We start from the raw sequence: 25,639 nt of genomic DNA, 5'->3' as shown, positions 1-25,639 counted from the left end.
AACGCTGCTCGAGCCCAGTGTTGTCCGCGGTCACCGTAGCCACTCGGTCCGCAATGCGCTATCGGTAGCTTGCCAAAGACGTTCATGGACAAGCAGGCCGGGCAGACAAGATCGTGAGTTTCTTCGAGCGTCTCAAGACAGAAGCATCCGTTGAGTGGCGGGCCTACACCGAGCATCCCTTCACGAACGGATTGGCGGACGGCTCGCTCCCTGAAGCGGCGTTTCGTCACTACCTCGTTCAGGACTATTTGTTCCTCATCGAGTTTGCTCGCGCCTACGCGCTCGCGGTCTACAAGTCGCCCCGGCTTGCCGACATGCGTGAAGCCGCGGCCGGCCTTTCGGCCATCATTGATGTCGAGATGAACCTGCATGTGAAGCTCTGCGCCGATTGGGGTCTGTCCCCGACCGATCTTGAACAGGCCCCTCCGGCGGCCGAGATGCTGGCCTATACACGCTACGTGCTCGACGCGGGAATGCGCGGCGACCTGCTGGCTCTCAAGGTGGCGCTTGCCCCCTGCGTGATCGGGTACGCGGAGATCGCAACGCGGCTCGCCTCGTTCCCCCTCGCGGACGCTGCGACGAACGCCTATCGCGTTTGGATCGCCGAGTACGCCGGTGCGCCGTACCAGGAGGTCGCTGCCAGAGCGCGGGCGCATATGGAGCATCTCGCCGATCTCTACGCCACGCCGGCCCGCGAGGCAGAGCTGATTGCGATCTTCAAGGAAGCCACCCGACTCGAGGCAGACTTCTGGCAGATGGCCTGGCGCGCGGGCTAGCCGGTTCAATAGCGCCGAGCTTCCGTTACGATTCCTGCGGCTTAGCCGAAACCACGTCTGTCGGCCGTCCCCGCTAGACCACATTCATCATTTCGCGTAGTCTTCTCGCACAGCAACATGTCAGCGGAGGTCCTCCGTGAAACATCGCGGCGTCAGCTTCTCGATCGTTGAGATGCGCTATTTGTCCGGTTGGCAGTGGACCGTGGGCAAGGGCCGGACGGTGTCGGTCGGTGTCTGTGCGACCAGGCTGGATGCGATCCGCCAGGCTCGGACGTTCATTGACGCAATTGTGGACTGGGCTGCCTGAGCCGATCACGCGGCGCCCCGCGCCGGCGGTTTTTCGGAATTGCGGGCACGACCGTGGAATGATTCACGCTTGCCGATCTGGATCACGGATCGTCGGAGAAATCTCCTGATCGCCGCCGGGCGCGAGCTTTCGCTCGTCCTGCCCGGCGTTCAACCCGGACAACCCCGCACTGATCAATTCGATTTCCTCTTCAAGAGTGGCAAGCATCCGGCTGTTGTCCAGTTCGGCAACGGACTTCGCCGCTTCCAGCATTGTAATGCGATGGACGCGCAGCTTCTCCAGGGCGTCGCGATCCCTCAGCCGCACATAGCCGTCCACGATCAGGGACATTGCGAGTGGCATGCTGCGTCCGGCTCAGAGATCACGCGGCGCGCGATATCCCGCGCTTCGCAGCTTCAGGACGTTCAAGGTTGAGAATTCTGCAGCGGACAAGCGGGACGTGACGTACGTCTGCGAGGCGATGAACAGGCAAATCGAAAATGCAATCGTCGTCGTCGCATTGGCGATTTGATGCCAGACACCCATCGATCCCTCTCGTTCCAGACAGTCCCGCATTCAGAAGCGGCAGGGAGGCCATTCGTTCCTTCGTTCGGGAAAAATCGGCAAGGGGTGCGGCGGACCTTTTCGGCGGCCAGCGTGTTTGTATGCGGCAGGGACAAACAACGCTGAGGAGCTGAGCCATGAACGGAATTATCTATCTCGTCGGTCTCGTGGTCGTGGTTGGCGTAATTCTGTCATTCCTGGGATTGCGTTGATCCGGCGGATAGCGACCTGCCGAAGCGGGACGCGCCTCGCGGCCTAGTTGAGACGTGCCACCACGATCACCACCACCGGCAACGTCACCGCCGCCAACAACGTCCCCAGCGCCACCGCGCCCGACACCGGGTTCACCAGCCGCTGATACTGAACCGCGAAGATGTACGCATTCGCGCCGGTCGGCATCGCCGCGAACAGCACGACGACGCCGGCCGCGAGCGGCGGCAGGCCGAGCAGCTTTGCCAGCACGAAGGCGGCCGCCGGCATCGCCAGCAGTTTCAGCGCGCTCATCACGACGACGCTCAACATCTCGCCCTTGACTTCGAACCGGAACAGGTTGATGCCGAGCGCGATCAGCGCCGCCGGCGATCCCGCCTGCGCCAGCAACTCGACGGTCCTGTCGACGACGGGATGGAGGCCGAGGCCGGTGAAACGCCAGACCACGCCGAACCCGATCCCCAGCATCAGCGGATTGCGCGCGAGATCCGTGAGCACGGGCCGGATCACCGATAGCGCCGAGCCGGTCTGCTTGCGGCCGACCCATTCCATTTGCAGGATGCCGCTGAGCCAGAGCAGCGGCGTGTTCACCGAGAGGATCAGCGCCATCGGGCCTGCCGCCTCGTTGCCCAGCGCCGAGAGCGTGAGGGGAATGCCGAGCATCACGATGTTGCCGTAGACCGAGCCGATCGCGAACACGACGCCGTCCTCGCGATCCTCGCGCCGCTTCCGCAGCAACGCCGAGAGGATGAGCGCCGCGATCCAGGTGAGCGCGAGCGCGCCGTAATAGGAGCCCCACATCCTGTAGGGGCTGACGCCGGAAAATTCCGAGACGACGATGGTGCGGAACAGCAGAGCGGGGATCGCGATGCTGAAGGCGAACTCGCTGATGCCCTTGTGCGAGGTCTCGGAGACGAAGCGAAACAGCACGGCGGCATAGCCGGCCGCGATCAGCGCAAACACCGGCGCGACGATCAGCACGGTGGCCATGCGCCGCTACGACCCCATCTCGATGATCCGGCGCGCCATCCGCACATTGGCATAGTCGATCATCTTGCCGTCGAGGGTCACCGCGCCCTGGCCCTGCGCCTCGGCCTGCTCCATGGCCTCGACCACCCGCCGCGCGTGCGCGAGCTCAGTGTCGGACGGGACGAACGCCCGCAGCGTCGGTTCGATCTGGTCGGGATGGATCACCTGCTTGCCGTCAAAACCCATCGCGGCCGCCTTGAGCGCGCTGCTTTCGGTCAGCTTGCCATCCCGAAACGCGCCGCACGGCCCGTCGATGGCGCGCAGGCCGAAGGCGCGCGCGGCCACCAGCAGGCGCATCATCGGATAGGCGAACAGATCGAGCGGGGCGGAGGCATAGCCGCTCTGGGCGGAGCCCACGTGGCGGTAGCCGTCCGGCGAGGCGCCGATTTCGGAGGAGCGGGCGCCGATCGAGGCGGCGAAATCGCCGACACCGAGATGAAGGGCGCCGACGCTGTCGTGCGCGGCGGCGAGCGCATCGACATTGACGAGACCCAGCGCCGTCTCGATCAGCAGTTCGAGCGTCACGGGCGAGGGGCGATCCGGCGCGGCCGCGCGCAGCTGATCGGCAATGGCGGCGATGTCGCTCGGGCGTTCCGCCTTCGGCACGATCACCGAATCCAGCCTGGGCAGCGCAGCGAGCTTGCGGATTTCCTGCGCGATGAAGGGGCTGTCGACGGCGTTGAGCCTGACCGCGACGACCTTGCTGCCCCAGTCCAGCGAGGACAGCGCCCCCGCGGCTTCTTCCAGTGCCACGCTCTTCTCGGACGGCGGCACCGCGTCCTCGAGGTCCATGAACACCGCATCCGCCGCCGAGGCAGCCGCCTTGGCGACGAGACGGGAGCGATGCGCGGGAACGGCCAGATAGACCCGCGTCGGCCGCTGAGGAGCCATCGTCATGTCTCCTTTGCGAGACCGAGTTCGCTGAGGATGGATGGGTTGTGCTGCCCGACGCCAGGCACCGGATCCATTCTGGGCGACAGGCCGGGAATGGTGAGGGCCGGCAGGAAGCTCATCACCGGTCCGCACGGAGTGCCAACCGTCTGCACGCGGTCGCGGGAGCGGAGCTGCTCGTGCTCCAGGAAAGCCTCGACCGAATTCAGATGCGCGTTGGCGATCGAGGCCTCGTCGAGCAGCCGCAGCACCTGTTCACTGGTCATCGCTGCAAAACGCTGCTCGATATGGACCTGCAAATCGTCCCTGTTCTGCATGCGCAGCGGATTGGTGCGGAAGCGGGGATGGTCGGCAAAGGCCGCATCGCCAAGCACGACGGCGCACAGCGATCGCCATTCCCGGTCGTTCTGGATGCCGAAGAAGATCGTATTGCCGTCGCCGACGCGGAAAGGGCCATACGGCGCTATCGTTGCATGCCTTGCCCCGGTGCGCGGCAGCGGCCGGCCCGTACTCTGCGTGTAGAAGGCGGGATAGCTCATCCAGTCCGTGATGGAATCGAACAGCGAGGCCTGGAAGGCGGTGCCCTTGCCGGTCCGCTCGCGGCGATACAGCGCCATCAGGACGCCGTTGAGGATGTACATGCCGGTGGCGATATCGACCACGGAAAGCCCGACCTTGGCGGGCTCCGCCTCGGTGCCGTTGATGGCGAGCACGCCGGCCTCGCACTGGACCAGGAGATCGTAGGCCTTCTTGTCGCTGTAGGGTCCGCCCGCGCCATAGCCCGACACGTCGCAGGCGATGATCCGGGGAAACTTCCGCAGCAGCGATGCGGCATCGAGGCCGAGCCGTTCCGCCGCGCCGGGCGCCAGGTTCTGGATGAAGACGTCGGCCTGCGGCAGCAAGGCCTCGAGCACCTTCTGGCCATCAGGGCTCTTGATGTCGATGGCGAGGCTCTCCTTCGACCTGTTGGTCCAGACGAACTGGCTCGACATCCCGTTCATCACGTGATCGTAGTCGCGGCAGAAATCGCCATCGCCCGGCCGCTCGATCTTGATGACGCGCGCGCCCCAGTCCGCAAGATGCCGGCTGGCAAGAGGAGCCGCAATCGCCTGCTCGAGCGAGACCACCGTCACGCCCGACAGTGGCAGCTCCGCCTCATTTCGCTCCATGCAATCGTCTCCGCTCCCGCTTACGCTTTCGACCAGCGCAGGAGACAAGCCGACCACCCCACGCACATCCTGTGATGATGGCATGATGCTCCTGTTTTGCCCGACGAGTCAAATCTCATTTCGTAAAATCCGCAAATTGCGATCCGCAAAGTTCAATGCCACCATGGACTTGGCTACTGTGCATGGGGTTGTTTTCGCGTTTTTGTTTGAGAGGCACCCTGTTGCCGAGACCGCACAGGTCCGGCCTTTCGCATTTCCCCTCGTTGCCAACGAACCCCCGTTCACCCACTATCCGCTCCGACTCGACATTTGGGGGGATCGATGCCGGCGTTCCGCTTTAAGAAATCTCTGGCTGCTGCGATCACGGGGATCGCCCTGGCCGTCCTGATCCATCCGGGTGAAGGCTTTGCCTACTCCCAGGAGGAGCAGCAGGCCTGCACCCCCGATGCGATGCGGCTGTGCGGTGACTTCGTTCCAAACGTCGACGCCATCACCGCCTGCATGATCCAGAAGAAGTCGCAGCTCTCGCCGCAGTGCCGGGTGTTCTTCCGGCCGGGACCGGAGCCGGGCATGGCGGCCGCCCCCCGCGCCGGCAAGCCGACCAGCATCGCGCCCAAAGCCGCGAAGAAGAGCACGAAGACGGCCAAGAAGAAGAAATCCAGCGACGGCTGAACGCGGGCACCGCGTTCCCTTTTCGAAACTCGATCATGCCCGGGCCAAAGCGCGCAGTGCGTTCCAAGTCCCGGGCATTTGCGTGTCCGGCCCCTCGTTCGCTGTGCTTTGAGTCAAACTGAGCGGGGCATCAGCCCCACACCAGCCACCGGACTCGTTTTGTTCGCCTCCGCGTGCGGATGCTTGCGACCACGGGGGATGGAAACGAGTCGCGGAGCGGTTGCGCGGCGAGGTTGCATTCCATTTTTTCCCGCTGGACTGCTCAAAAAACGCACGATTGCTGCTGTGAAGCCGTCGTCGCACGCAGCAGTGTGACTCAAAAGCCAACGCGCTTTGTTATTTCATGGCTCCAGCATGACTTATGATAAATTTTTCTTTCCCGAATCACCGCGGTGATTCATTTTCGCCGCCTGGGGTCAATCTGGAGGCAGAGGTATGAACGTTATTGTTTTTGCATCGCGTAAAGGTGGCTCAGGCAAGAGTACCTTGGCCGCGCATCTCGCCGCGCAGATCAAGGCGACCAAGCCGATCCTGCTCGTCGATGCGGATCCGCAGGGCTCGCTCACGCTGTGGCACAAGCTGCGTGGCACCAACGAGCCGCCGATCAAGTCCGCGGTGAACTCGGTCAGCGGCATCGTCTCCGCTGCCAAGCGCGACGGTTATGAATGGGTGTTGATCGACACGCCGCCGAACCTGTCGGCCGTCGTCGACGACGCCATCCGCAATGCCACCATGGTGGTGATTCCCGCCCGTCCCGGCGTGTTCGACGTCAACGCGGTGCAGGAAACGATCCAGATGTGTCGTGCGGCGCGCAAGCCCTACGCGGTCGTGCTCAACGGTGCGCCGGCGCGCCGCGACGAGTCCGAAAGCCCGATCGTCACCATCGCCCGCGAGGCGCTGGCGAAATTCCGTGCTCCGGTGTGGGGCGGCCAGATCACCAACCGTTCGGATCTGCTGATGGCGCTCAGCCACGGCGAGGGCGCGCGGGAATATCAGGCCGAGAGCCGTGCGGCGCAGGAAATCGCAAGGCTGTGGGCGGCGATCGAACGTTCGGTGAAGGCTATTCGCGGCACGGCGTCGGCTTCCGGCGCAATGCACAAGCAGGCGGCGTAATTTTCTTAAATCATTCCCCGGACGAAAAACGCGCGGACATCCGCGCGTTTTGCGTTTTTGGGCGAGCACGATCCGGAAAAGTGTGAAGCGGTTTTCCGATAAGATCGTGCTCTAAAGAGTGGCTGGAAAGTTACGCCACCATCAGCATGTAGAACACGATCACCGGCGACAGGGTGAGGATCACCGACCAGATGCCGGCGGCCCAGAGAATGTCCTCGGTGGTAAAGCCCTGCTGTCCAGCGTCGTAATGCGACGCCACTTCGTTATGACTATTCACAAACGCCCCCGCGATTTCTTCGCTTATGGGCATGAACGCTACGTGAGATATTTTAAAATTCCGCGTCGCAGTTTCGCGCGCTTTCGAACACAGCTGCTACCACGGATTAACCATCCGGACGTGCTTGCGTCAGGCCAGCCAGACCCGAAATACCAGCACCGGCATCAGGCCGAGCGTCACCGCCCAGAAGCCGAACGACGACACCACCAGAATTCCCCGCATGAAATCGGCCGACGCGAACATGTCTGCCGCCGTCGGGCGGATGCGTTGCCCCATGATCATTCCCCCATTTGAAAAGTCTTTGAACGAAGACGATAGGCGCGTTTGCGTAAACGAGCCGTGGATGCGCCATGCGGCAGCAGCGAAGGCCGTTGGGGCGCGGTTAACCACGCACTCCGCTCTCTCGCTCCCTCTCCCCGTTCTTACGGGGAGAGGGTGGGGTGAGGGGCTATCGCTACGCCGCGACTTCCATCCGCCGCTCGATCTCGCGGTCGAGCTGGACTGCGAGTTCGCTGCCGATCTCGACCATCGGCAGACGCACTTCGGGGCTGTCGATCAGGCCCGTGCGCCACAGCCAGTATTTTGCCGGCGCGGGACTGGGCTCGGTGAACAACAGGCGCGTCAGGTCCGCGACCTCCTGCCAGCGCGCCAGCGCCGCATCAGGGTTGCCGCGCTTCAGCTCGGCATGGACAGCCGCAAACGTCGCGGTCTCGAGATGGGCTGACAGCACGATGCCGCCGTCGGCGCCGTCGCTGATCGCCTCGAAATAATTCGCATCCTCGCCGGTCAGCACGCGAAAGTCCGCAGGCCTGTCGCGCAGCAGCGCGATGGATTGCTCGCGGCTCGCGCCGCAATCCTTCAGGCCGATGATGTTCGGATGCTCGGCAAGTCGCAGCAGCGTCTGGTTGGTGATGTTGACCGAGGTGCGATAGGGGATGTTGTAGAGCGCGAGCGGCCAGGCGGCGTGATCGGCGAGCGCCTCGAAATGCGCCAGCAGCCCGCGCTGCGACGGCCGCACATAATACGGGCTCGCGATCAGATAGCCGTCGATCGGCCAGTCCGCGGTCTCGTCGAGACGCTCCTTCAGCCGCGAGGTATCCGCGCCTGAAAGTCCGAGGCAGACCGGAGTCTTGCTATGGGCGGTGGTCAGCTCGTCGCGCACGATTGCGACGAGGCGTTCGAGCTCGGCGTCGCGCAGCGTCATGCCTTCACCGGAGGTCGCCCCCAGGATGAAGCCGTCAACGGCCTGTCCGCCGTAATGCCGGGTGAGCCGGCGCAGCGACCTCTCGTCGAGCGCGCCGTCGCGAAATGGCGTTATCAGCGGCAGCCAGAGCCCGTGTAAATGTTCCTGTAGTCCGGTCATGTTCCATCTCCTTCTCGGGAAAAATCCTGAGACGAGGGCACATGAAAAAACCCCGTCCAGGCGGCGGGGTTTTCGAAGTTTCGGCTCGCGATGACGAAGGCTGTTAGCGCGTGCAAAAATCCGAGGTCCCCAGATGGGGGCCTTTTTTCGAGGCGATTGCCTTCGACGAGATTGCGCACGACTTCGTGATCATTAGCAAATGATGCGGGGTAAGCATGGAACTGTCAATACACGCGGAAGGCGACGGCCTTATCAGCCAAAAAAAAGCCGGGCTCGATCGAGCCCGGCTTAAGGTATTGGCCACGTGAGGCCGACACAATCACCTTCCAAGAGGGATTACTGAACTCCCGCGCCACTGGAGGAGGGGGACAAATGCGCAACGCGAAGGCTCAGCGTGAAGAGATTATGGGCTAGCTTCGCGCCATGCATCAAGCGTCCAAGCCGCATGTCAGACATGCGGAAATCAGGACGGCCAGCGCTGCGCCTTGCTCACCACGAAGTCGCGGAACACTTGCACGCGCGCGACCGTCTTCAGCTCTTCCGGATAAACAAAATACGTGTCGAGCTGGATCGAATCCGATTCGCCGAACAGCTGAACGAGGCGACTCTGTTCTTCGATCAGATAGTCCGGCAGCGCGGCGATGCCGAGGCCCTGCTGACAGGCGCGGACGAGGCCGAGAATGTTGTTGACCCTGAAATAGGCTTCGCGCGGACCCGAGCCGTTGCGCCCCGCTTCGACCAGCCAGTTGCGGTTCTGAAGATGCGGCGCGAAGTTGCCGTCGGAGAGCGTGATGATGCGGTGGGAGTCGAGCTCCTCCAGCGTGCGCGGCGTGCCGAAGCGCTTGATGTAGTCGGGCGAGCAATAGGCGTGGAAGCCCATCGCAAACAGCTTGCGCTGGATGAGATCCGGCTGTGTCGGCTTGCGCGTGCGGATCGCGACGTCGGCCTCGCGCATCGACAGATCAAGCTCCTCGTCGGTGACGATCAGCGAGATCCGGATTTCCGGATAGAGCGCAGTGAATTCGCCGAGCCTGGGGATCAGCCAGTTGATGCCGACGCCGGGCGTGGTGGTGATCTTGAGATCGCCGCTCGGCCGCTCGCGGCTGTCGGTCAATTTCGCGCGCGCCGCCTGCAGCTGCATGAACACGTCATGGGCGGTGCGGAACAGGAGGTCGCCCTGTTCGGTGAGGATCAGGCCGCGGGCGTGGCGGTGGAACAGCGAGACCGAGAGCTCCTGCTCCAGTGCCGAGACCTGGCGTGACACCGCCGATTGCGACAGGCCGAGCTGCTCGCCTGCGTGCGTGAAGCTGCCCGCTTCCGCCGCGGCGTGAAACACCTTCAGCTTGTCCCAGTCCATATCCGTAAATCCGTCGCGTGTTCGTGCCATGATGCCTATTCCGCTGCCGCGCGCTCGCTGGCGCGCAGGGCCAAAAATCGTTCCGCCTCGAGCGCTGCCATGCAGCCGAGACCGGCCGCCGTGACCGCTTGACGATAGGTTTCGTCGGCGACGTCGCCGGCGGCGAACAAGCCGGGGACCGAGGTGGCGGTCGAGTTCGGGGCGACCTCGACATAGCCCGACGGTTTCAGCTTGATCTGGCCGGCCACGAGTTCGGTCGCCGGGGCATGCCCGATGGCGACAAAGACGCCGTCGGTCGGCACATCGGTCAAGGCGCCGGTCTTGACGTTCTTCAGTCGCACATGGGTGACCTTGTTCGGGTTCTCGGTGCCGCAGATCTCGTCGACGGCTGAGTCCCAGATCACCTTGATCTTCGGGTGCTTGAACAGACGCTCCTGCAGGATGCGTTCGGCGCGGAAGTGATCGCGACGATGCACGATGGTGACCTGCGAGGCATGGTTGGTGAGGTACAGGGCTTCCTCGACCGCGGTATTGCCGCCCCCGACCACCACGACGTCCTTGTTGCGGTAGAAGAAGCCGTCACAGGTGGCACAGGCCGAAACGCCGCCGCCCTGGAATTTCGTTTCGGACGGCAGCCCGAGCCAGCGCGCTTGGGCGCCGGTGGCGAGGATGACGGTGTCGGCGAGATAGACGTCGCCGCTATCGCAGGTCAGGCGAAAGGGGCGCTGCGAGGTGTCGAGCTTGGTCACCAGATCGGTCTTGATCTGGGTGCCCACGTGCAGCGCCTGCTTCTCCATCTGCTCCATCAGCCAGGGGCCCTGGATCACGTCGGCGAAACCCGGATAGTTCTCGACGTCGGTGGTGATGGTGAGCTGGCCGCCCGCCTGGATGCCCTGGATCAGGATCGGCTCGAGCATCGCCCGCGCGGCATAGATCGCCGCCGTGTAGCCGGCGGGGCCGGAGCCGATGATGACGACCTTTGCATGGACAGCGGCGGACATTTCGACAGATGCCTTTCACGGGGGACTGCAGCGCGGGCGCGGAACGTGCCGGGAGGCCTCGCGGAGGCGCTGAAATATCAGAGGTAATCTAAGCCTTCTGGTGAGCTATGCAAGAATTGCATTCCCTGTCGGCGGATTTTTCCAACAGGGAACAAAAGTCGATTGCGCTGCACGCGCAATAAAATTGCGCAGGTCGTGCGGTCTGGGCTATGAGGATTGCGACAGAGCCACCAATACCGCCGAAAAGGCCCAGGAGTTCCAATCACGTGTCGCGGAACCTAGACGAGATCGACCTGAAAATTCTCACCGAGATTCAGGCCGACGGTCGAATCACGAATGTCGAGCTGGCCAAGCGCGTCGGCATTTCGCCACCGCCCTGCCTGCGCCGCGTGCGGGCGCTGGAGGAGGAGGGGTATATCCAAGGCTATCGCGGGCTTCTGGACGCGCGAAAGCTCGGCTTCGACGTCACGGTGTTTGCCGCTGTGCACCTCTCCAGCCAGGCCGAGGCCGATTTGCGGGCCTTCGAGGAGTTCGTCCGCGCCGAGCCGCTGGTGCGCGAGTGCTGGATGTTGTCGGGCGAAGTCGATTTCATCCTGAAATGCGTCGCACCCGACATGGCCACCTTTCAGGATTTCGTCACCCACCTGACCGCAGCCCCGCACGTCCGCAACGTGCGGACCTCGCTGGTGCTGCACAATTCGAAATACGAGGCGGCCGTGCCGCTCGACGTGAGGGGAAGAAGGTAGCGTCTCCTCCGTCATTGCGAGCGGAGCGAAGCAATCCAGGCTGCCTCCGCGGAGAGACTCTGGATTGCTTCGCTGCGCTCGCGATGACGAGGGGTGAGAGATCATCCCGCCTCATTCCCAGCAACACGCAGATACAAAAAAGGCCGCGCAGTGCGCGGCCTTTTTCAGTTCACACGCGACGGCAAATCGCTACCGCCACTCCACCTTGGTGATCTCATAAGCCTTGGCGCCGCCGGGTGCGTTGACCTCGACGGTTGACCCTTTCTTCTTGCCGATCAGCGCGCGCGCGAGCGGCGAGGTGATGGAGATGCGGCCCTTCTTGGCGTCGGCCTCGACCTCGCCGACGATCTGCCACACCGTCTTCTTTTCGGTGTCCTCGTCGACCAGTGTCACGGTCGCGCCGAACTTGATGGTGTCGCCGGACAGCTTCGAGATGTCGATGATGTCGGCGCGGGCGAGCTTGTCCTCGAGCTCGGCGATGCGGCCTTCATTGTGGGACTGCTCTTCCTTCGCGGCGTGGTATTCCGCGTTCTCCGACAGGTCTCCGTGCGAGCGCGCCTCGGCGATATGCTCGATGATCCGCGGACGGTCCTCCGACTGGCGCTTCTTCAGTTCTTCCCCGAGCGCGGCAAAGCCGCCCGCAGTCATCGGTACCTTTTCCATCTCTTCTCTCGTCCTTCGGTCGCGCGCGCCCTGACATGTCAGCGCGCACGCAACTTGATTCGTCAGTCTGTCCGGGGGCTCAACGCGCGTGCCGCCGAACGTTCATATGGGCTTGGCACCGGAACAGAACAACCTTATGGCCGGACAGTTCCTCCGGCCATAGTGGCTTCATCGCCAATCACTTAGCGGTAGGTTGGGGCTCCCGCTCGCGATCAGGTTTCCGAAAAGTAGCTCTGCAGGGTCCGAACCTCAAGGTCCCCGCCCAGATAGGCGCGGATGCCCTGCGCGGCCGCCACGGCCCCGGAAAGAGTGGTGTAATACGGCACTTTATGCAAGAGGGCGGCGCGCCGCAACGAACGGCTGTCGGCGAGCGCCTGCGGGCCTTCGGTGGTGTTGAAGACGAGCTGGATCTCGCCATTGGTAATGGCGTCGACGATGTGCGGCCGCCCCTCCAGCACCTTGTTCACCTTCTCGGTCGGGATGCCCTGGTCGGTCAGGAAGCGGGCCGTGCCAGACGTCGCCAGCACCTTGAAGCCGAGCGAATGCAGCTCGCGAACGGCCTCGGTGATGCGCGTCTTGTCGCTCTCGCGAACCGAGACGAACACCGTGCCCTTGCGCGGCACCCGCGTGCCGCCGCCGAGCTGGCTCTTGGCGAACGCCACCGCGAAGGAGCGGTCGATGCCCATGACCTCTCCGGTCGAGCGCATCTCGGGGCCGAGCACGGTATCGACCCCCGGAAAGCGGGCGAACGGAAACACCGATTCCTTCACGCCGACATGGTCGAACTTCGCCTTCTTCAGCTTGAAATCGGCAAGCTTCTCGCCGGCCATGATGCGCGCCGCGATCTTCGCGACCGGCGTGCCGACCACCTTGGCGACAAAGGGCACCGTGCGCGAGGCGCGCGGATTGACTTCGAGCACGTAGATCTCGCCGTCCTTGATGGCGTATTGCACGTTCATCAGGCCGACGACGTCGAGGCCGAGCGCCAGCTCGCGGGTCTGCCGCTCCAGCTCCTCGATCATCTTGTCGTCCAGCGAGTGCGGCGGCAGCGAGCAGGCGCTGTCGCCGGAATGGATGCCGGCTTCCTCGATGTGCTCCATGATGCCGACGATGAAGGTGTCCTTACCGTCGCAGAGGCAGTCGACGTCGATCTCGGTCGCATCGGACAGATAGCGGTCGAACAGCAGCGGGTTCTTGCCGAGCACGGTGTTGATCTGGCCGGTCTTGTCGTTCGGGTAGCGCGCCTTGACGTCCCCCGGCACCAGCTCCGGCAGCGTGCCCAGCAGGTAATCGCTGAGCTGGTTCTCCTCGCGGATGATTTGCATCGCGCGGCCGCCGAGCACGTAGGACGGGCGCACCACCAGCGGCAGGCCGAGATCGGTCGCGACCAGGCGCGCTTGCTCGACCGAATAGGCGATGCCGTTCTTGGGCTGCTTCAGCCGCAGCTTGTCGAGCACCCGCTTGAAGCGGTCGCGGTCTTCCGCAAGGTCGATGGCATCGGGCGAGGTGCCGAGGATCGGCACTTCGGCGGCTTCCAGCGCGCGCGCGAGCTTGAGCGGGGTCTGGCCGCCGAACTGCACGATCACGCCGTGCAGCGTGCCGTTCGTGCGTTCCTTCGCGATGATCTCCAGCACGTCCTCGGCGGTGAGCGGCTCGAAATAGAGCCGGTCGGCAGTGTCGTAGTCGGTCGACACCGTCTCTGGGTTGCAGTTGACCATGATGGATTCGTAGCCGGCGTCGTGCAGCGCGAAGCAGGCGTGACAGCAGCAATAGTCGAACTCGATGCCCTGGCCGATGCGGTTCGGTCCGCCGCCGAGGATGATGACCTTCTTCTTGTCGGACGGCGAGCTCTCGTCCGCAGGCGCGCCCGCGAATGGCGCCTCATAGGTCGAATACATGTAGGCCGTGGGCGAGGCGAACTCGGCCGCGCAGGTGTCGATGCGCTTGTAGACCGGGCGAACGCCGAGCGCGTGGCGCTTCGCCGTGACCTCCGCCTCCGTCGTCTCCGCGATCACCGCAAGCCGCGCATCGGAGAAGCCCATGGCCTTGAGCGTGCGCATGCCGAAGGCGTTGCCCGGCAGGCCGTTCTTGCGGACCTTCGCTTCCATGTCGACGATGCCGCGCATCTCGCTGAGGAACCACGGATCGATCTTGCAGGAATTGAAGATCTCCTCGTCCGACCAGCCGAGCCGCATCGCCTGCGCGACCTGGAGCAGCCGGTTCGGCGTCGGCGTGCCGAGCGCGGCGCGGATCGCATTCTTGTCGTCGTCGCGGCCGAGACCTTCGATCTCGATTTCGTCGAGGCCGGTGAGGCCGGTCTCGAGCCCGCGCAATGCCTTCTGAAGGCTTTCCTGGAAGGTGCGGCCGATCGCCATGACTTCGCCGACCGACTTCATCGACGTGGTCAGCGTGGTGGAGGCACCCGGGAATTTCTCGAAGGCGAAACGCGGCACCTTGGTGACGACATAGTCGATCGTCGGCTCGAACGAGGCCGGCGTGGCGCCGCCGGTGATGTCGTTGGCGATTTCGTCGAGCGTGTAGCCGACCGCAAGCTTGGCGGCGACCTTTGCGATCGGAAAGCCGGTGGCTTTCGAAGCCAAGGCGGAGGAACGCGACACGCGCGGATTCATCTCGATGACGACCATGCGGCCGTCTTCGGGATTGACGCCGAACTGCACGTTGGAGCCGCCGGTCTCGACGCCGATCTCGCGCAGCACCGCCAGCGAGGCGTCGCGCATGATCTGGTATTCCTTGTCGGTCAGCGTCAGCGCCGGGGCCACCGTGATGGAATCGCCGGTGTGCACGCCCATCGGATCGAGGTTCTCGATCGAGCAGACGATGATGCAATTGTCGTTCTTGTCGCGCACCACCTCCATCTCGTACTCTTTCCAACCGAGCACGGATTCTTCGATCAGCACTTCGTTGGTGGGAGACGCATCCAGGCCGCGCTCGATGATGTCGAGGAACTCTTCCTTGTTGTAGGCAATGCCGCCGCCGGTGCCGCCCATGGTGAAGGAGGGGCGGATGATCGCGGGCAGGCCGATCTCGGACAGAGCCATCAGCGCCTGGCCGAGCGCATATTCCTGGTAGCGCTTGCGGCGGTCGCTCTCGCCGAGCGCCCATTGCCGCTCGAGCTCTTCGAGCGCCGCCCCCGACGCCTTTGCGCGTTCGGCCTGGTACTTGTCGCGGAAGGACTTCTTCAGGGCGGAGGCGTTGGCGAGCCGCGACTTCGGCGTCTCGAGCCCGATCTTGGTCATGGCTTCGCGGAACAGCTGGCGGTCCTCGGCCTTGTCGATCGCGTCCGCGGTGGCGCCGATCATCTCGACGTCGAACTTGTCGAGCGTGCCCTGCTGGCGCAGCGACAGCGCGCAGTTCAGCGCGGTCTGTCCGCCCATGGTCGGCAGCAGCGCGAAGCCGCCGGGAATGACGTGACGTTCCTTCTCGATGATTTTCGCGACGATCTCGGGCGTGATCGGCTCGATATAGGTGGCATCGGCCAATTCCGGGTCGGTCATGATGGTGGCCGGATTGGAATTGACGAGGACGATGCGATAGCCCTCTTCCTTCAGCGTCTTCACCGCCTGGGTGCCCGAATAGTCGAACTCGCAGGCCTGGCCGATCACGATGGGACCGGCGCCGATGATCAGGATGGTGGTGATGTCTGTACGTTTGGGCATCAACTCTCGCCGAAGTGGAATTTGGGCACAAAAAAAGGGCGCGCCTGCTGCGCGTCCCTTTGGCCGAGAGCGCGGTGGTCCCCCCTCGCGCGCGGGGTGGGTCTTAGAACAGTTTTCGGGGCGGCGAAACCCCGAAAAACGCCCATCAACCGGCAATTTTGACCGGTTTTGGCCGGGCCTGCCAGCCCCGGGCGAGATGGACCAGAAGAGCCGCCGAAACGCTCAATCCGCCGACCCAGCCGAGATCGGCCGGGCTCCACGCCGCAAGCACGGCGCCGCCCAGGGCTCCACCGATCGCAAAGCCGAGATACATGGCCGAGGCGTTGAGCGAGAGCGCGATCATCGAGGCCTGCGGCTCGATCCGGATGATGCTGGCGACCTGGGCCGGGTAGAACGCCCATCCCGAGATGCCCCAGAGGAAGATCGCGCCCAGCACCGCATAATGCGCCTGCCCCGGCATCAGCTTCAGGATCAGCGAATCCAGGATCAGCGCGCTGGCCATGCCGGCAAGCCCGAGACCTGCCGTGACGAGCGTGCCGAGCCGGTCGGCCAGGACGCCGCCGAGCATGTTGCCGATCGCGGCGGCGCCGCCGAACACCAACAGCGCGAGGCTGATCTGCGAAGCATCGAATCCAAGGCCGCGCAGCGGGACCGCGAAATAGGTGAATACCGTGAAGCCGCCGAGCGCCCATAAAATCGTGATCAGAAGCGCAACCAGGACATTGCGGTGACGCGCCACCGCCAGCCGATCGCTGAGCGAGGCCGTGTTGCGCGGCAGGCCGCGGGGCAGGCCGAGCAGGAGGCCTGCGAGCGCGACGGCGCCGATCAGGGCGACCATGGCAAAGGTCGCGCGCCAGCCGAGCAGGCTGCCGACGAGATTGCCGAGGGGAACGCCGATGACGGTCGCAACCGTGAGGCCCGAGGTCACCAGCGCCACCGCGCGGCCGCGTCGCTCCGGCGCGGCGACGGCCACGGATACGGCCAGCGCGGTCGGCATGCACAGCCCGGAGCCCAGCGCCATCAGCATGCGCGAGGCCAGCAGCAGGATGTAATTCGATGCCACCATCGCCGCGAGGTTTCCGGCGATGAAGGTCGATAGCGCCAGGGCCAGCACGGTGCGGCGGTCGATATTGTTCAATGTTACCGCCAGGATCGGCGAGCCGACCGCATAGGTGAGGGCGTAGGCCGTGACCAGCTGCCCGGCAGCGGGGACGGAAATCGCCAGGTCGGTTGCGATCGCCGGCAAAAGCCCTGCAATGACAAAGCCTTCCGTGCCGATCGCAAAGGCCGCCAGGGCCAACCAGAACACGCTCATCCGAAAAATCCCTATGTTCAACGTTTGTTGAACTATCAATCGGACCGATTCAGAAGTCAATTGGTTCAAGAACTATTGAACATGGGGGCCATTTCACTATAATCGTCACCATGAGCCGCACGCCTCCCCACCCCACCCGCGAGCAGATCGAACTGCCGATGGTCCTGGATTGCCTGAGCGATCCGATCCGATTGGCGATCGTGTACCAACTTGCTCAGCAGGAACCTGTCAGCAGCGAACTGTGCTGCGGCGACTTCAACGCGCTCAGCGGCAAGTCGAATCTCGCCTATCACTTCGCCAAGCTACGCGAATGCGGCCTGATGCAGACCCGCGTCGCCGGCACCAACCGCTTCATGCGGCTGCGCCGCGAGGATCTGGACGCACGTTTTCCGGGCCTGCTCGATGCCGTCATCACCTCCGCGGCAAAGGACGCCGACCGGCTGCGGCTTGTGTCGGAATGCGAAGTGGTCGATGCAGGTTGAAGCTGAGATTGTTCGCAAATCGCCCGGCTTCGCCCTTCGGGCTTCGCCGCGGCAGCCTTCGCCACGATAGGGCTTGCCGAGCCGAAGCTGGCGGAGCCAGCGAAGGCTGGAGACCCGGCCTGGATTTGAACCAGGATAAAGAGCGATGCATCGCCCTCGCGTAGACACTTCCGCCACCGGGCCGCGGCGATCATTGCCGATCGGGGTGCGACAAGCCACCTCAGGCAGACGTTATGCTTAACGAACCCAGGAAGTTTAGCGAACCCAAGAAGTCTAGCGAACCCAAGAAGTCTAGCGAACCAACGGCGGCCGCGCGATGAACGTCATGCGCCAGCTATTGTGGCCGACATTGCGGTGAGCGCGCTGGACCGCGAAGCCGGCGGCCTTGAGCTTGGCGGTGATCTCCTCCTCGCTGTAGCGCTGCAGCCCGATGCGCGTGCGCAGCTGACGGTAATCCGACAGCGCAGTGCTGATCAGCCCGATCAGCGCATCTTTCAAAAAGCCGTGACGCAGGCCGAAGCTGAGCAGCGCTGTGACGTCCCTGAACATGCCGACATTGGGCTGGAGGATATCGCCCAGCACCAGCTTGCCGGAGGGCTTCAGGATGCGGCGGAAGTTGAGGAGGGCGGCGTCGAGCTCGTCCGGCGTCATGTATTGCGCGACCGAGTTCATCACGACGAGATCGATCGACTGCTCCTGCATCTTGCGGACATCGTCGAGCGAGCGGACGCGGATTTTCGTGTTTGGGGCAAACCGCGCGATCAACCGGCCGCGCACACCGGGCGCGGGCTCGGCGAGGATCAGCTTGCCGCACGCGGCCGCGACTTGGCTCGCCGACAGAGCCTCGCCGCAGGCGTAGTCGAGCACGGTCGCCTCGGGCGAAGAGATGTAGCCGATGATGTCCCGCGCGATGATCTGGAAGTGCAAGTCGCGATGCAGCTTGCTGACATAGATCGTGTGCGTCGAGTCGTAGTAATCGATCCAATCGTCCATGGTCGTCGAGGGCCCCGGCCAAACGGTTCCGGTGAAGGAACCGGCGCTGCCCGCCTGCGTTAGGGGTGCGGCGGCGCGCCGTCAATGTCCGCGTCCTAACAGGAAGGTTTCCCGTGAGCAAAGCCCCACAAAAGGTCTCGCCCGACCTCGACACCCCCACCGATCTGTCGTCCCAGGCGGTCAACAAGGTTTCGGAGGCACTCAACGTGCTCCTAGCCGATGCGTTCGCGCTGTATCTGAAGACCAAGAATTTCCACTGGCACATCAGCGGCCGGCATTTCCGCGACTATCATCTTCTGCTTGACGAGCAGTCCGACCAGATCTTCGCCACCACCGACCAGCTCGCCGAGCGCGTCCGCAAGATCGGCGGCACCACGCTGAAATCGATCGGGCAGATCGCCAAGTTCCAGACCATCAAGGACAACAATGAAGACTATGTCCCGCCGCGCGAGATGCTGCGCGAGTTGATGCAGGACAACAAGCATGTCGCCGCGGCAATGCGCAAAGCACACGAGGTCTGCGACGACGCCGGTGACGTCGCCAGCGCCAGCATCCTCGAAAACTTTATCGACGAGACGGAGCGCCGCACCTGGTTCCTGTTCGAAGCCACGAGACAAGAAGGCGGCAACGAGGCGTAAGGGCACGCTGGATTGCTTCCACGTCGTCGTCCCGGCGAAGGCCGGGACCCATACCCCCAGGGAGAAGTTGTGGCGCGAGATGCGCAATAGCGAATCTTCGCCAAACTACCTTTCGTGGCTATGGGTCCCGGCCTTCGCCGGGACGACTGCGGAGTTTGTTGGACGAGCGCCGCTAGGTCGCCACAACCGCATCAGCGCTCCATCCTTGCCCGTCACCGGATCGGCCGGCGGCAGCGCGACGTTTGGAATCGTCTTCAGCGCTCTGGCGTGGTTTTCCGGCGTTGCGCGGGTGACCTCCATCTTCGCACCCGGCGGATAGGCGCCGATCACGCAGAAATCCTCGCTGGCCTTGATGCGCTGGTGACCTGTCCCGGCGGGCAGGATCGCGACGTCGCCGGCCTTGATCTCCAGCTCCTGGCCATGGTCGCCGCCGAAGCGGACGCGCGCGCTGCCACGCGCAACGCCGAGCACCTCGTGCACCGTCGCGTGGTAATGCAGATAATCGAAGACGCCATTGCGCCACGTGCCGCCCCAGCCGTTCGCTTCGAACAAGCGTTCGATCGTCTCTTCCGGCTGTCTGGAATCGAGCTTCACCGCGGCCTGGTAGACCAGGAAGGGAAGGATATTGTTCGGCACGAGCCCGTCATCCTCGAACACGATGGCGAGCGGCTCGGCATTGTCGCGAACGACGGACATAAAGGGCTCCTGCGTGAGCGTAGCAGGGATCAACGAAGGGAGTTAAGCGGCGTTCCTCGTTCCGCTGTCAGTCCGGGTTCGCGCTGCGCCCCGGAACGACAAAAGCCCGGGAGAAGGCCCGGGCTCGATGTCGTCAAGGCAGTTGCAGGAGAGCGCGTGCCTTACGCGCTCTTGTTCTGCCGCATCAGGTCGGCGAAGCGCTGGAACAAATAGTGCGAGTCGCGCGGACCCGGTGAGGCCTCGGGGTGGTATTGCACCGAGAACACCGGCTTGCCGTCGAGCTGGATGCCGCAATTGGAGCCGTCGAACAGCGAGATGTGGGTCTGCGTCGCGCCCGTCGGCAGGGTGCTCTCGTCCACGGCAAAGCCGTGGTTCATCGAGGTGATCTCGACCTTGCCGGTGGTCTCGTCCTTGACGGGATGATTGGCGCCGTGATGGCCCTGGTGCATCTTCTTGGTCTTGGCGCCGACGGCGAGGCCGAGCATCTGATGGCCGAGACAAATTCCGAATGTCGGCGTGCCCGACTTGATCACGTCCTGGATCACGGGCACGGCATATTTGCCGGTCGCGGCCGGATCGCCGGGACCATTCGACAGGAACACGCCGTCGGGCTTCATCGCCAGGATGTCTTCGGATGACGTCGTTGCCGGCACCACCGTCACCTTGCAGCCGACGCCGGCGAGCAGGCGCAGAATGTTGCGCTTGATGCCGTAGTCGATGGCGACGACGTTGAACTCAGGCTTGTCCTGACGGCCAAAACCCGTGTCCCATAGCCAGGGCGTCTCGTCCCAGGTGAAGCGCTGGCCGGAGGTGACCATCGGCACGAGGTCCATGCCCTCGAGGCCGGGCCATTCGCGCGCTTCTTCCTTCAGGCCGTGCAGGTCGAACTCGCCGTCTTTGGCGTGCGCGATCACGGCGTTGGGCATGCCCTTGTTGCGGATCAGCGCGGTCAGCGCGCGGGTGTCGATGCCGGAAAGGCCGATGATGCCACGGGCCTTCAGCCACTGGTCGAGGTGCTTGGTGGCGCGGTAGTTCGAGGGATTGGTGATCGCGGTGCGCAGGATCACGCCGCGCGCGCCTGGTGTCGCGGCCATGTTCACCGTCTCGATGTCATCGTCGTTGGTGCCGACATTGCCGATATGCGGGAACGTGAAGGTGATGAGCTGGCCGGCATAGGAGGGATCGGTGAGGATCTCCTCATAGCCGGTCATGGCGGTGTTGAAGCAGACCTCGCCGACGGCTTGGCCTTCGGCGCCGAGGCCAAAGCCTTCCAGCACCGTGCCGTCGGCAAGCACCAACAGCGCGGTCGGTTTGTGGTCCGGCCAGGCAGGATCGTTGTCATGTTGTGTCATGAGCCCGGTTCATAGTCTCCGCGGGCGCCGGCGTCAAAGCGGAGATGCGCCGATTCACATGCGTTTTTGCATATTTGACAGGTCGCCTTGGGCCCCTAAGCTCCGCGTCATAATTTCCGGCAAATTCGGGGGCCTGGGAGGCAATAATGGACCAGACGATGCCGATTCTGCTGGTTCCGGGATTGGCCTCCTCGGCCCGGATCTATGCGCCGGTCATCCCGTCGCTCTGGCGGTTCGGCCCCGTGATGGTCGCCAACCATATTCGCGACGACAGCATGGCAGCGATTGCCCGGCGGGTGCTGAGCGAGGCGCCGCGCGCTTCGCGCTCGCCGGTCATTCCATGGGCGGCTACATCGCCCTCGAGATCATACGCCAGGCACCCGAGCGGGTAGCAAAGCTGGCGCTGATCAATACCCAGGCCCGGCCCGACACCGAGGAGGCGACCGCGCGCCGCCGCGGCCTGATGGAGCGGGCCAGGCGTGGCGAGCTGCGTGCCGCGCGCGATGAGATGTTTCCCGAACTGGTGCATCCGTCGCGTCGCGACGATTCCGGCATTCGCCAGCTCGTGCATGTGCAGGGCGAGGACGTCGGCATCGAAGGCTATCTGCGGCAGCAGACCGCGATCATCGCGCGGGTGGATTCACGGCCGACGCTTGCGACGATCAAATGCCCGACGTTGGTACTGACGGGCGATCAGGACAACACGATTCCCAACGCATTCTCGAAGGAGATGGCGGAGGGCATTTCCGGCGCAAGGCTCGTCGTGTTGGAGAATTGCGGACACCTGCCGCAGCCGGAGCAGCCCGCGGCGACGGTGCGGGCGCTGGTCGAATGGCTGGGAACCCCGGTTGTCTCAGGGCCGCGAACGGCCTAGATCAGGCGTCGGATATGCGAAGGGATCACGATCATGTTGCGCGACGACATCAACAATGCGGTCAAGGAGGCCATGAAGGCCAAGGAAGAGCGCAAGCTGTCCACGCTGCGCATGGTCAACTCGACCATCAAGAACGCCGACATCGAGGCGCGCGGTAGCGGCAAGCCGCCGCTCTCGGACGCGGACCTGCTCGGCGTGTTTCAGAAGATGATCAAGCAGCGCCAGGAGTCGGTCGAGCTCTACGAGAAGGGCGGCCGTGCCGAGCTCGCGGCGCAGGAGCGCGAGGAGATCGCGGTGATCTCGGCCTACCTGCCGAAGCAGATGTCGGACGACGACGTCAAGAAGGCGATCTCGGACGCGATCGCCGAGACGGGCGCTGCCGGCATGAAGGACATGGGCAAGGTGATCGCCGTGTTGAAGACGAAGTATGCCGGCCAGATGGATTTCGGCAAGGCTTCCGGTTTGGTGAAGGCTGCCCTGACGGGCTAGGCTGTCATTCCGGGGTGACGCGTAGCGTCGAGCAATCCATCGCGCCGCCGACTCTGTCGATCAATGGATTCCGGGCTCGTGCTCCGCACGCCCCGGAATGACAAGAAAGAATGGGGAGGCCGCCGATGACCGCCATAACACCCTTTCGCATCGCCATCAGCGACGACATCCTCACCGACCTCAAGTCGCGCCTCGCCCGCACACGCTGGCCCGAGGCGGAGCTGGTTTCCGACTGGAGCCAGGGTGCGCCGCTGAAATGGATTCAGGAAATCTGTGGCTATTGGGCCGATGGTTACGACTGGCGGGCGCGCGAAGCAAAACTCAATCGCTTCGAGCAGTTCACCACCGAGATCGACGGGCTCGACATCCACTTCCTGCATGCGCGCTCGAAGGAGCCGTCGGCGCTGCCGCTGATCATCACCCATGGCTGGCCCGGCTCGATCGTCGAATTCCAGAAGGTGATCGCGCCGCTGGTCGATCCTGCCGCGCATGGCGGCAATTCCGCCGATGCCTTCCACGTCGTCTGTCCATCGCTGCCGGGCTTTGGGTTCTCCGGCAAGCCGAAGACCAACGGCTGGGGCGTCGATCGCATCGCCGCGACCTGGGCCGGGCTGATGGACCGGCTCGGTTACGCGCGTTACGGCGCGCAGGGCGGCGACTGGGGCTCGGCGGTGACGACCTCGCTTGGCATGCAGGACGGCGAGCATTGCGCCGGCATCCACATCACGCTCGCCTTCAACGCCGCGCCGAAGGTCGAGGGCGAACCGACGCCGGAAGAGAAACGCGCGCTCGCCGGCCTCAAGCATTACGTCGACCTCGACTCCGGCTATTCGAAGCAGCAATCGACGCGGCCGCAGACACTCGGCTACGGTTTGAGCGATTCACCAAGCGGGCAGGCGGCCTGGATTCTGGAAAAATTCTGGGCCTGGACCGATTGCAACGGTCATCCCGAAAACATCTTCACCAAGGACGAGCTGCTCGACAACGTCATGCTCTACTGGGCGACGGAGACGGCGACCTCATCCGCGCGGCTCTATTGGGAAAGCTTCGGCAAGCGCCGGACCACGCCTGTCGTCAAGGTGCCGACGGGCGTCGCTGTTTTCCCCAAGGAGATCATCACGCCGGTACGGCGCTGGATGGAGCCGAACTTCCACAACATCACGCATTGGAGCGAGATGGAGAAGGGCGGCCATTTCGCCGCATTCGAGCAGCCGGATCTGTATGTCGGCGAGGTCAGAAAGTTCTTCCGGACGGTGCGCTGAGACGCACTCTCCGTCATGCCCGGGCTTGTCCCGGGCATCCACGCCCTTAAACTCAGGCCAAACAAGAACGTGGATGGCCGGGACACGCCCGGCCAAGACGCCGAGACCGTGGAAACGCCCGCAGCCATGCTCACCGAAGCCAAGACCTATGACGAGCTCTATCGCAATTTCCGCTGGGAGATCCCGGCGCGCTTCAACCTGGCGGAGGCCTGCTGCGATCGCCACGCCGACGGCACCGGCCGGCTCGCGCTGGTCTATGTCGACGAGAACGGCGCCATCACGCGCACATCCTTTGACGAGATCGCGGAGATGTCGCGCCGCTTCGCCAATGTGCTGAAGTCAGATGGTCTTGCCCGTGGCGACCGCGTCGCGGTGTTCCTGTCGCAGTCGCTGGAGCTGCCGATCGCGCACATGGCGGCGTTCCGTTCGGCGATGATCTCCATTCCGCTGTTCGCGCTGTTTGGCGAAGACGCGCTGGAATTCCGCCTGTCGAACTCGCAAGCCAAGGCCATCGTCACCGACGCGGGAGGCTGGGAGAAGCTTTCGAAGATACGCGACCGTCTGCCGGAGCTGAAGAATGTCTACATCGTTGGCGAACGAACGCCGGCGGGCACGACATCGTTCTGGAATTCGGTCAAGGCTGCATCGCCCGACTTCACGCTGGTGGACACGTCCGCGGACGATCCCGCGCTGATCATCTATACCTCAGGCACAACGGGCAATCCGAAGGGCGCGCTGCACGCACACCGCGTCGTGCTCGGACATCTCCCTAATGTCGAGATGTGCCACAACTTCCTGCCGCGCCCCGGCGATCTGATGTGGACGCCGGCGGACTGGGCCTGGATCGGCGGCCTTATCAACGGCCTGTTCGCGTTCTGGTATCACGGCATTCCCCTGGTCGGCCACCGCGCGCGAAAGTTCGAGCCGCAAGCGGCGATGCAGATGATGGCCGATCTCGGCGTGCGCAATGTCTTCCTGCCGCCGACCGCGCTGAAGCTGATGCGGCAGGCCGGCGTGACGCATTCCGGCGTCAAGCTGCGCAGCATCTTTACCGGCGGCGAGTCCCTCGGCGGCGAGCTGCTCGGCTGGGTGCGCGAGACTTTCGGCATCGACGCGCATGAGGTGTTTGGCCAGACCGAATGCAATCTCGTGATCGGCAGCAACGCGAATCTGTTTCCGATCCGCCCCGGTTCGATGGGCAAGGCGACGCCGGGTTTCGACGTCCGCATCGTCAACGACAGAGGCGAGGAGCAGCCGCGGGGACAGCGCGGCATCATCGGCGTGCGCCAGCCCTGTCCTTGCACGATGCTCGAATACTGGCGCAATCCGGACGCCACGGCGAAGAAATATGCCGGCGAGTTCCTGCTCACCGGCGATCTCGGCGTGCAGGACGAGGACGGTTACTTCTGGTACGTCAGCCGCGAGGACGACGTCATCACCACCGCCGGCTATCGCGTCGGCCCGTCCGAGATCGAGCACACGCTGATGAAGCACCCGGCGGTGGCGATGGCGGCGGTGGTCGGTATTCCCGATCCCATCCGCACCGAATCGATCAAGGCCTGGATCGTGCTGCGCCCGGGCTTTGCCGCCGGCGACGCACTCGCGCGCGAGATCCAGGAGTTCGTCAAGGTGCAACTCGCCGCACACGAATACCCGCGCTTCGTGGAGTTCGCGGAGACACTGCCAATGACCGCGACCGGAAAGGTGCTGCGGCGCGAGCTGCGGGCGAGGGGTTAGAGCACAT

The 25,639-nt window shown here is 63.9% G+C and carries 27 protein-coding genes; 11 read left to right on the top strand and 16 right to left on the bottom strand.

Annotated elements, in window-relative coordinates; translation table 11 throughout:
- The first annotated feature begins 113 nt into the window (after positions 1-113).
- Together tenA and C7G41_RS37590 are read left to right on the top strand one after the other, a co-directional pair.
- On the top strand, positions 114-776 hold the full coding sequence (tenA, locus tag C7G41_RS00300; RefSeq protein WP_106940724.1) for a thiaminase II: 663 nt from the start codon (positions 114-116) through the stop codon (positions 774-776).
- Positions 777-912: 136 nt separating this feature from the next.
- Positions 913-1,083, top strand: a complete 171-nt coding sequence (locus tag C7G41_RS37590) for a hypothetical protein (protein WP_199198047.1) — start codon at positions 913-915, stop codon at positions 1,081-1,083.
- 63 nt (positions 1,084-1,146) lie between these two features.
- Here the strand turns inward: C7G41_RS37590 and C7G41_RS00295 are convergent, their stop codons facing one another.
- From C7G41_RS00295 to C7G41_RS00280, 5 genes are all read right to left on the bottom strand, one after another.
- A complete protein-coding gene (locus C7G41_RS00295; RefSeq protein WP_106940723.1) occupies positions 1,147-1,413 on the bottom strand; it encodes a hypothetical protein in 267 nt (88 codons plus the stop codon).
- 24 nt (positions 1,414-1,437) lie between these two features.
- Positions 1,438-1,608 carry a hypothetical protein gene (locus tag C7G41_RS37270; protein WP_158267980.1) on the bottom strand — a complete coding sequence of 57 codons (171 nt, stop codon included), beginning with the start codon at positions 1,606-1,608 and terminating at the stop codon, positions 1,438-1,440.
- 273 nt (positions 1,609-1,881) lie between these two features.
- Positions 1,882-2,826 (bottom strand): AEC family transporter, encoded by a 945-nt coding sequence (locus C7G41_RS00290; RefSeq protein WP_106940722.1) that lies wholly within the window; start codon positions 2,824-2,826, stop codon positions 1,882-1,884.
- Positions 2,827-2,832: 6 nt separating this feature from the next.
- Positions 2,833-3,762 (bottom strand): CoA ester lyase, encoded by a 930-nt coding sequence (locus tag C7G41_RS00285; protein ID WP_245446426.1) that lies wholly within the window; start codon positions 3,760-3,762, stop codon positions 2,833-2,835.
- Positions 3,759-4,925, bottom strand: a complete 1,167-nt coding sequence (locus C7G41_RS00280) for a CaiB/BaiF CoA-transferase family protein (RefSeq protein WP_106940720.1) — start codon at positions 4,923-4,925, stop codon at positions 3,759-3,761. The genes C7G41_RS00285 and C7G41_RS00280 overlap by 4 nt, the downstream gene beginning before the upstream one ends.
- A 321-nt stretch (positions 4,926-5,246) precedes the next feature.
- On the opposite strand from C7G41_RS00280, the gene C7G41_RS00275 reads away from it, so the two are divergent.
- The gene (locus tag C7G41_RS00275) at positions 5,247-5,597 is read left to right on the top strand and encodes a hypothetical protein (protein ID WP_106940719.1); all 351 of its coding nucleotides are present in this window, start codon (positions 5,247-5,249) and stop codon (positions 5,595-5,597) included.
- Between the two features lie 435 nt (positions 5,598-6,032).
- Positions 6,033-6,710, top strand: coding sequence for a ParA family protein (locus tag C7G41_RS00270; RefSeq protein WP_007596685.1), 678 nt, complete (start codon positions 6,033-6,035; stop codon positions 6,708-6,710).
- Positions 6,711-6,840: 130 nt separating this feature from the next.
- Here the strand turns inward: C7G41_RS00270 and C7G41_RS00265 are convergent, their stop codons facing one another.
- From C7G41_RS00265 to trxB, 5 genes are all read right to left on the bottom strand, one after another.
- Positions 6,841-7,020, bottom strand: coding sequence for a hypothetical protein (locus C7G41_RS00265; protein WP_027565323.1), 180 nt, complete (start codon positions 7,018-7,020; stop codon positions 6,841-6,843).
- Positions 7,021-7,116: 96 nt separating this feature from the next.
- Positions 7,117-7,263 carry a hypothetical protein gene (locus C7G41_RS37585; RefSeq protein ID WP_199198046.1) on the bottom strand — a complete coding sequence of 49 codons (147 nt, stop codon included), beginning with the start codon at positions 7,261-7,263 and terminating at the stop codon, positions 7,117-7,119.
- A 178-nt stretch (positions 7,264-7,441) separates the two neighbouring features.
- Positions 7,442-8,350, bottom strand: coding sequence for a 4-hydroxy-tetrahydrodipicolinate synthase (locus C7G41_RS00260; RefSeq protein ID WP_106940718.1), 909 nt, complete (start codon positions 8,348-8,350; stop codon positions 7,442-7,444).
- Positions 8,351-8,813: 463 nt separating this feature from the next.
- Entirely contained in the window at positions 8,814-9,737 is a 924-nt protein-coding gene (locus C7G41_RS00255) for a LysR family transcriptional regulator (RefSeq protein ID WP_007614700.1), read from the bottom strand.
- 5 nt (positions 9,738-9,742) lie between these two features.
- Positions 9,743-10,708 carry a thioredoxin-disulfide reductase gene (gene trxB / locus C7G41_RS00250; RefSeq protein ID WP_106940717.1) on the bottom strand — a complete coding sequence of 322 codons (966 nt, stop codon included), beginning with the start codon at positions 10,706-10,708 and terminating at the stop codon, positions 9,743-9,745.
- A gap of 266 nt (positions 10,709-10,974) precedes the next feature.
- Between trxB and C7G41_RS00245 the strand changes: the two genes are divergently transcribed.
- Positions 10,975-11,454, top strand: a complete 480-nt coding sequence (locus C7G41_RS00245) for an Lrp/AsnC family transcriptional regulator (RefSeq protein ID WP_199198045.1) — start codon at positions 10,975-10,977, stop codon at positions 11,452-11,454.
- Between the two features lie 189 nt (positions 11,455-11,643).
- On the opposite strand, the gene greA is transcribed toward C7G41_RS00245, so the two are convergent.
- The 3 genes from greA to C7G41_RS00230 all read right to left on the bottom strand — a co-directional run bounded on the left by greA (position 11,644) and on the right by C7G41_RS00230 (position 17,109).
- Positions 11,644-12,117 carry a transcription elongation factor GreA gene (gene greA, locus C7G41_RS00240; protein WP_007596674.1) on the bottom strand — a complete coding sequence of 158 codons (474 nt, stop codon included), beginning with the start codon at positions 12,115-12,117 and terminating at the stop codon, positions 11,644-11,646.
- A gap of 212 nt (positions 12,118-12,329) precedes the next feature.
- A complete protein-coding gene (carB, locus tag C7G41_RS00235) occupies positions 12,330-15,794 on the bottom strand; it encodes a carbamoyl-phosphate synthase large subunit (RefSeq protein ID WP_106940715.1) in 3,465 nt (1,154 codons plus the stop codon).
- Positions 15,795-15,939: 145 nt separating this feature from the next.
- Positions 15,940-17,109, bottom strand: coding sequence for an MFS transporter (locus tag C7G41_RS00230; RefSeq protein ID WP_106940714.1), 1,170 nt, complete (start codon positions 17,107-17,109; stop codon positions 15,940-15,942).
- A gap of 110 nt (positions 17,110-17,219) precedes the next feature.
- Between C7G41_RS00230 and C7G41_RS00225 the strand changes: the two genes are divergently transcribed.
- On the top strand, positions 17,220-17,591 hold the full coding sequence (locus C7G41_RS00225) for a helix-turn-helix transcriptional regulator (protein WP_199198044.1): 372 nt from the start codon (positions 17,220-17,222) through the stop codon (positions 17,589-17,591).
- Between the two features lie 291 nt (positions 17,592-17,882).
- Here the strand turns inward: C7G41_RS00225 and C7G41_RS00220 are convergent, their stop codons facing one another.
- Positions 17,883-18,584 carry a class I SAM-dependent methyltransferase gene (locus C7G41_RS00220; protein ID WP_106940712.1) on the bottom strand — a complete coding sequence of 234 codons (702 nt, stop codon included), beginning with the start codon at positions 18,582-18,584 and terminating at the stop codon, positions 17,883-17,885.
- A gap of 113 nt (positions 18,585-18,697) precedes the next feature.
- Here C7G41_RS00220 and C7G41_RS00215 point away from each other — a divergent pair, with 113 nt between their 5' ends.
- Entirely contained in the window at positions 18,698-19,222 is a 525-nt protein-coding gene (locus C7G41_RS00215) for a Dps family protein (protein ID WP_106940711.1), read from the top strand.
- A gap of 105 nt (positions 19,223-19,327) precedes the next feature.
- On the opposite strand, the gene C7G41_RS00210 is transcribed toward C7G41_RS00215, so the two are convergent.
- Together C7G41_RS00210 and carA are read right to left on the bottom strand one after the other, a co-directional pair.
- Positions 19,328-19,918 (bottom strand): hypothetical protein, encoded by a 591-nt coding sequence (locus C7G41_RS00210; protein WP_245446425.1) that lies wholly within the window; start codon positions 19,916-19,918, stop codon positions 19,328-19,330.
- Positions 19,919-20,079: 161 nt separating this feature from the next.
- The gene (gene carA / locus C7G41_RS00205; RefSeq protein ID WP_106940710.1) at positions 20,080-21,270 is read right to left on the bottom strand and encodes a glutamine-hydrolyzing carbamoyl-phosphate synthase small subunit; all 1,191 of its coding nucleotides are present in this window, start codon (positions 21,268-21,270) and stop codon (positions 20,080-20,082) included.
- On the opposite strand from carA, the gene C7G41_RS00200 reads away from it, so the two are divergent.
- The 4 genes from C7G41_RS00200 to C7G41_RS00185 all read left to right on the top strand — a co-directional run bounded on the left by C7G41_RS00200 (position 21,269) and on the right by C7G41_RS00185 (position 25,632).
- On the top strand, positions 21,269-22,144 hold the full coding sequence (locus tag C7G41_RS00200) for an alpha/beta fold hydrolase (protein ID WP_373681091.1): 876 nt from the start codon (positions 21,269-21,271) through the stop codon (positions 22,142-22,144). The two genes, carA and C7G41_RS00200, sit on opposite strands and share 2 nt — an antisense overlap.
- Before the next feature lie 33 nt (positions 22,145-22,177).
- The gene (locus C7G41_RS00195; RefSeq protein ID WP_007614677.1) at positions 22,178-22,633 is read left to right on the top strand and encodes a GatB/YqeY domain-containing protein; all 456 of its coding nucleotides are present in this window, start codon (positions 22,178-22,180) and stop codon (positions 22,631-22,633) included.
- 125 nt (positions 22,634-22,758) lie between these two features.
- On the top strand, positions 22,759-23,895 hold the full coding sequence (locus C7G41_RS00190; RefSeq protein WP_106940709.1) for an epoxide hydrolase family protein: 1,137 nt from the start codon (positions 22,759-22,761) through the stop codon (positions 23,893-23,895).
- A gap of 126 nt (positions 23,896-24,021) precedes the next feature.
- Positions 24,022-25,632: an acyl-CoA synthetase gene (locus tag C7G41_RS00185; RefSeq protein ID WP_106941433.1), complete on the top strand. Its 1,611-nt coding sequence runs from the start codon at positions 24,022-24,024 to the stop codon at positions 25,630-25,632.
- Positions 25,633-25,639: the final 7 nt, after the last annotated feature.

It is taken from the genome of Bradyrhizobium sp. MOS002 (assembly GCF_003020115.1).
Classification (GTDB): Bacteria; Pseudomonadota; Alphaproteobacteria; order Rhizobiales; family Xanthobacteraceae; genus Bradyrhizobium.
This window is presented reverse-complemented; position numbering and strand designations above follow the sequence as displayed.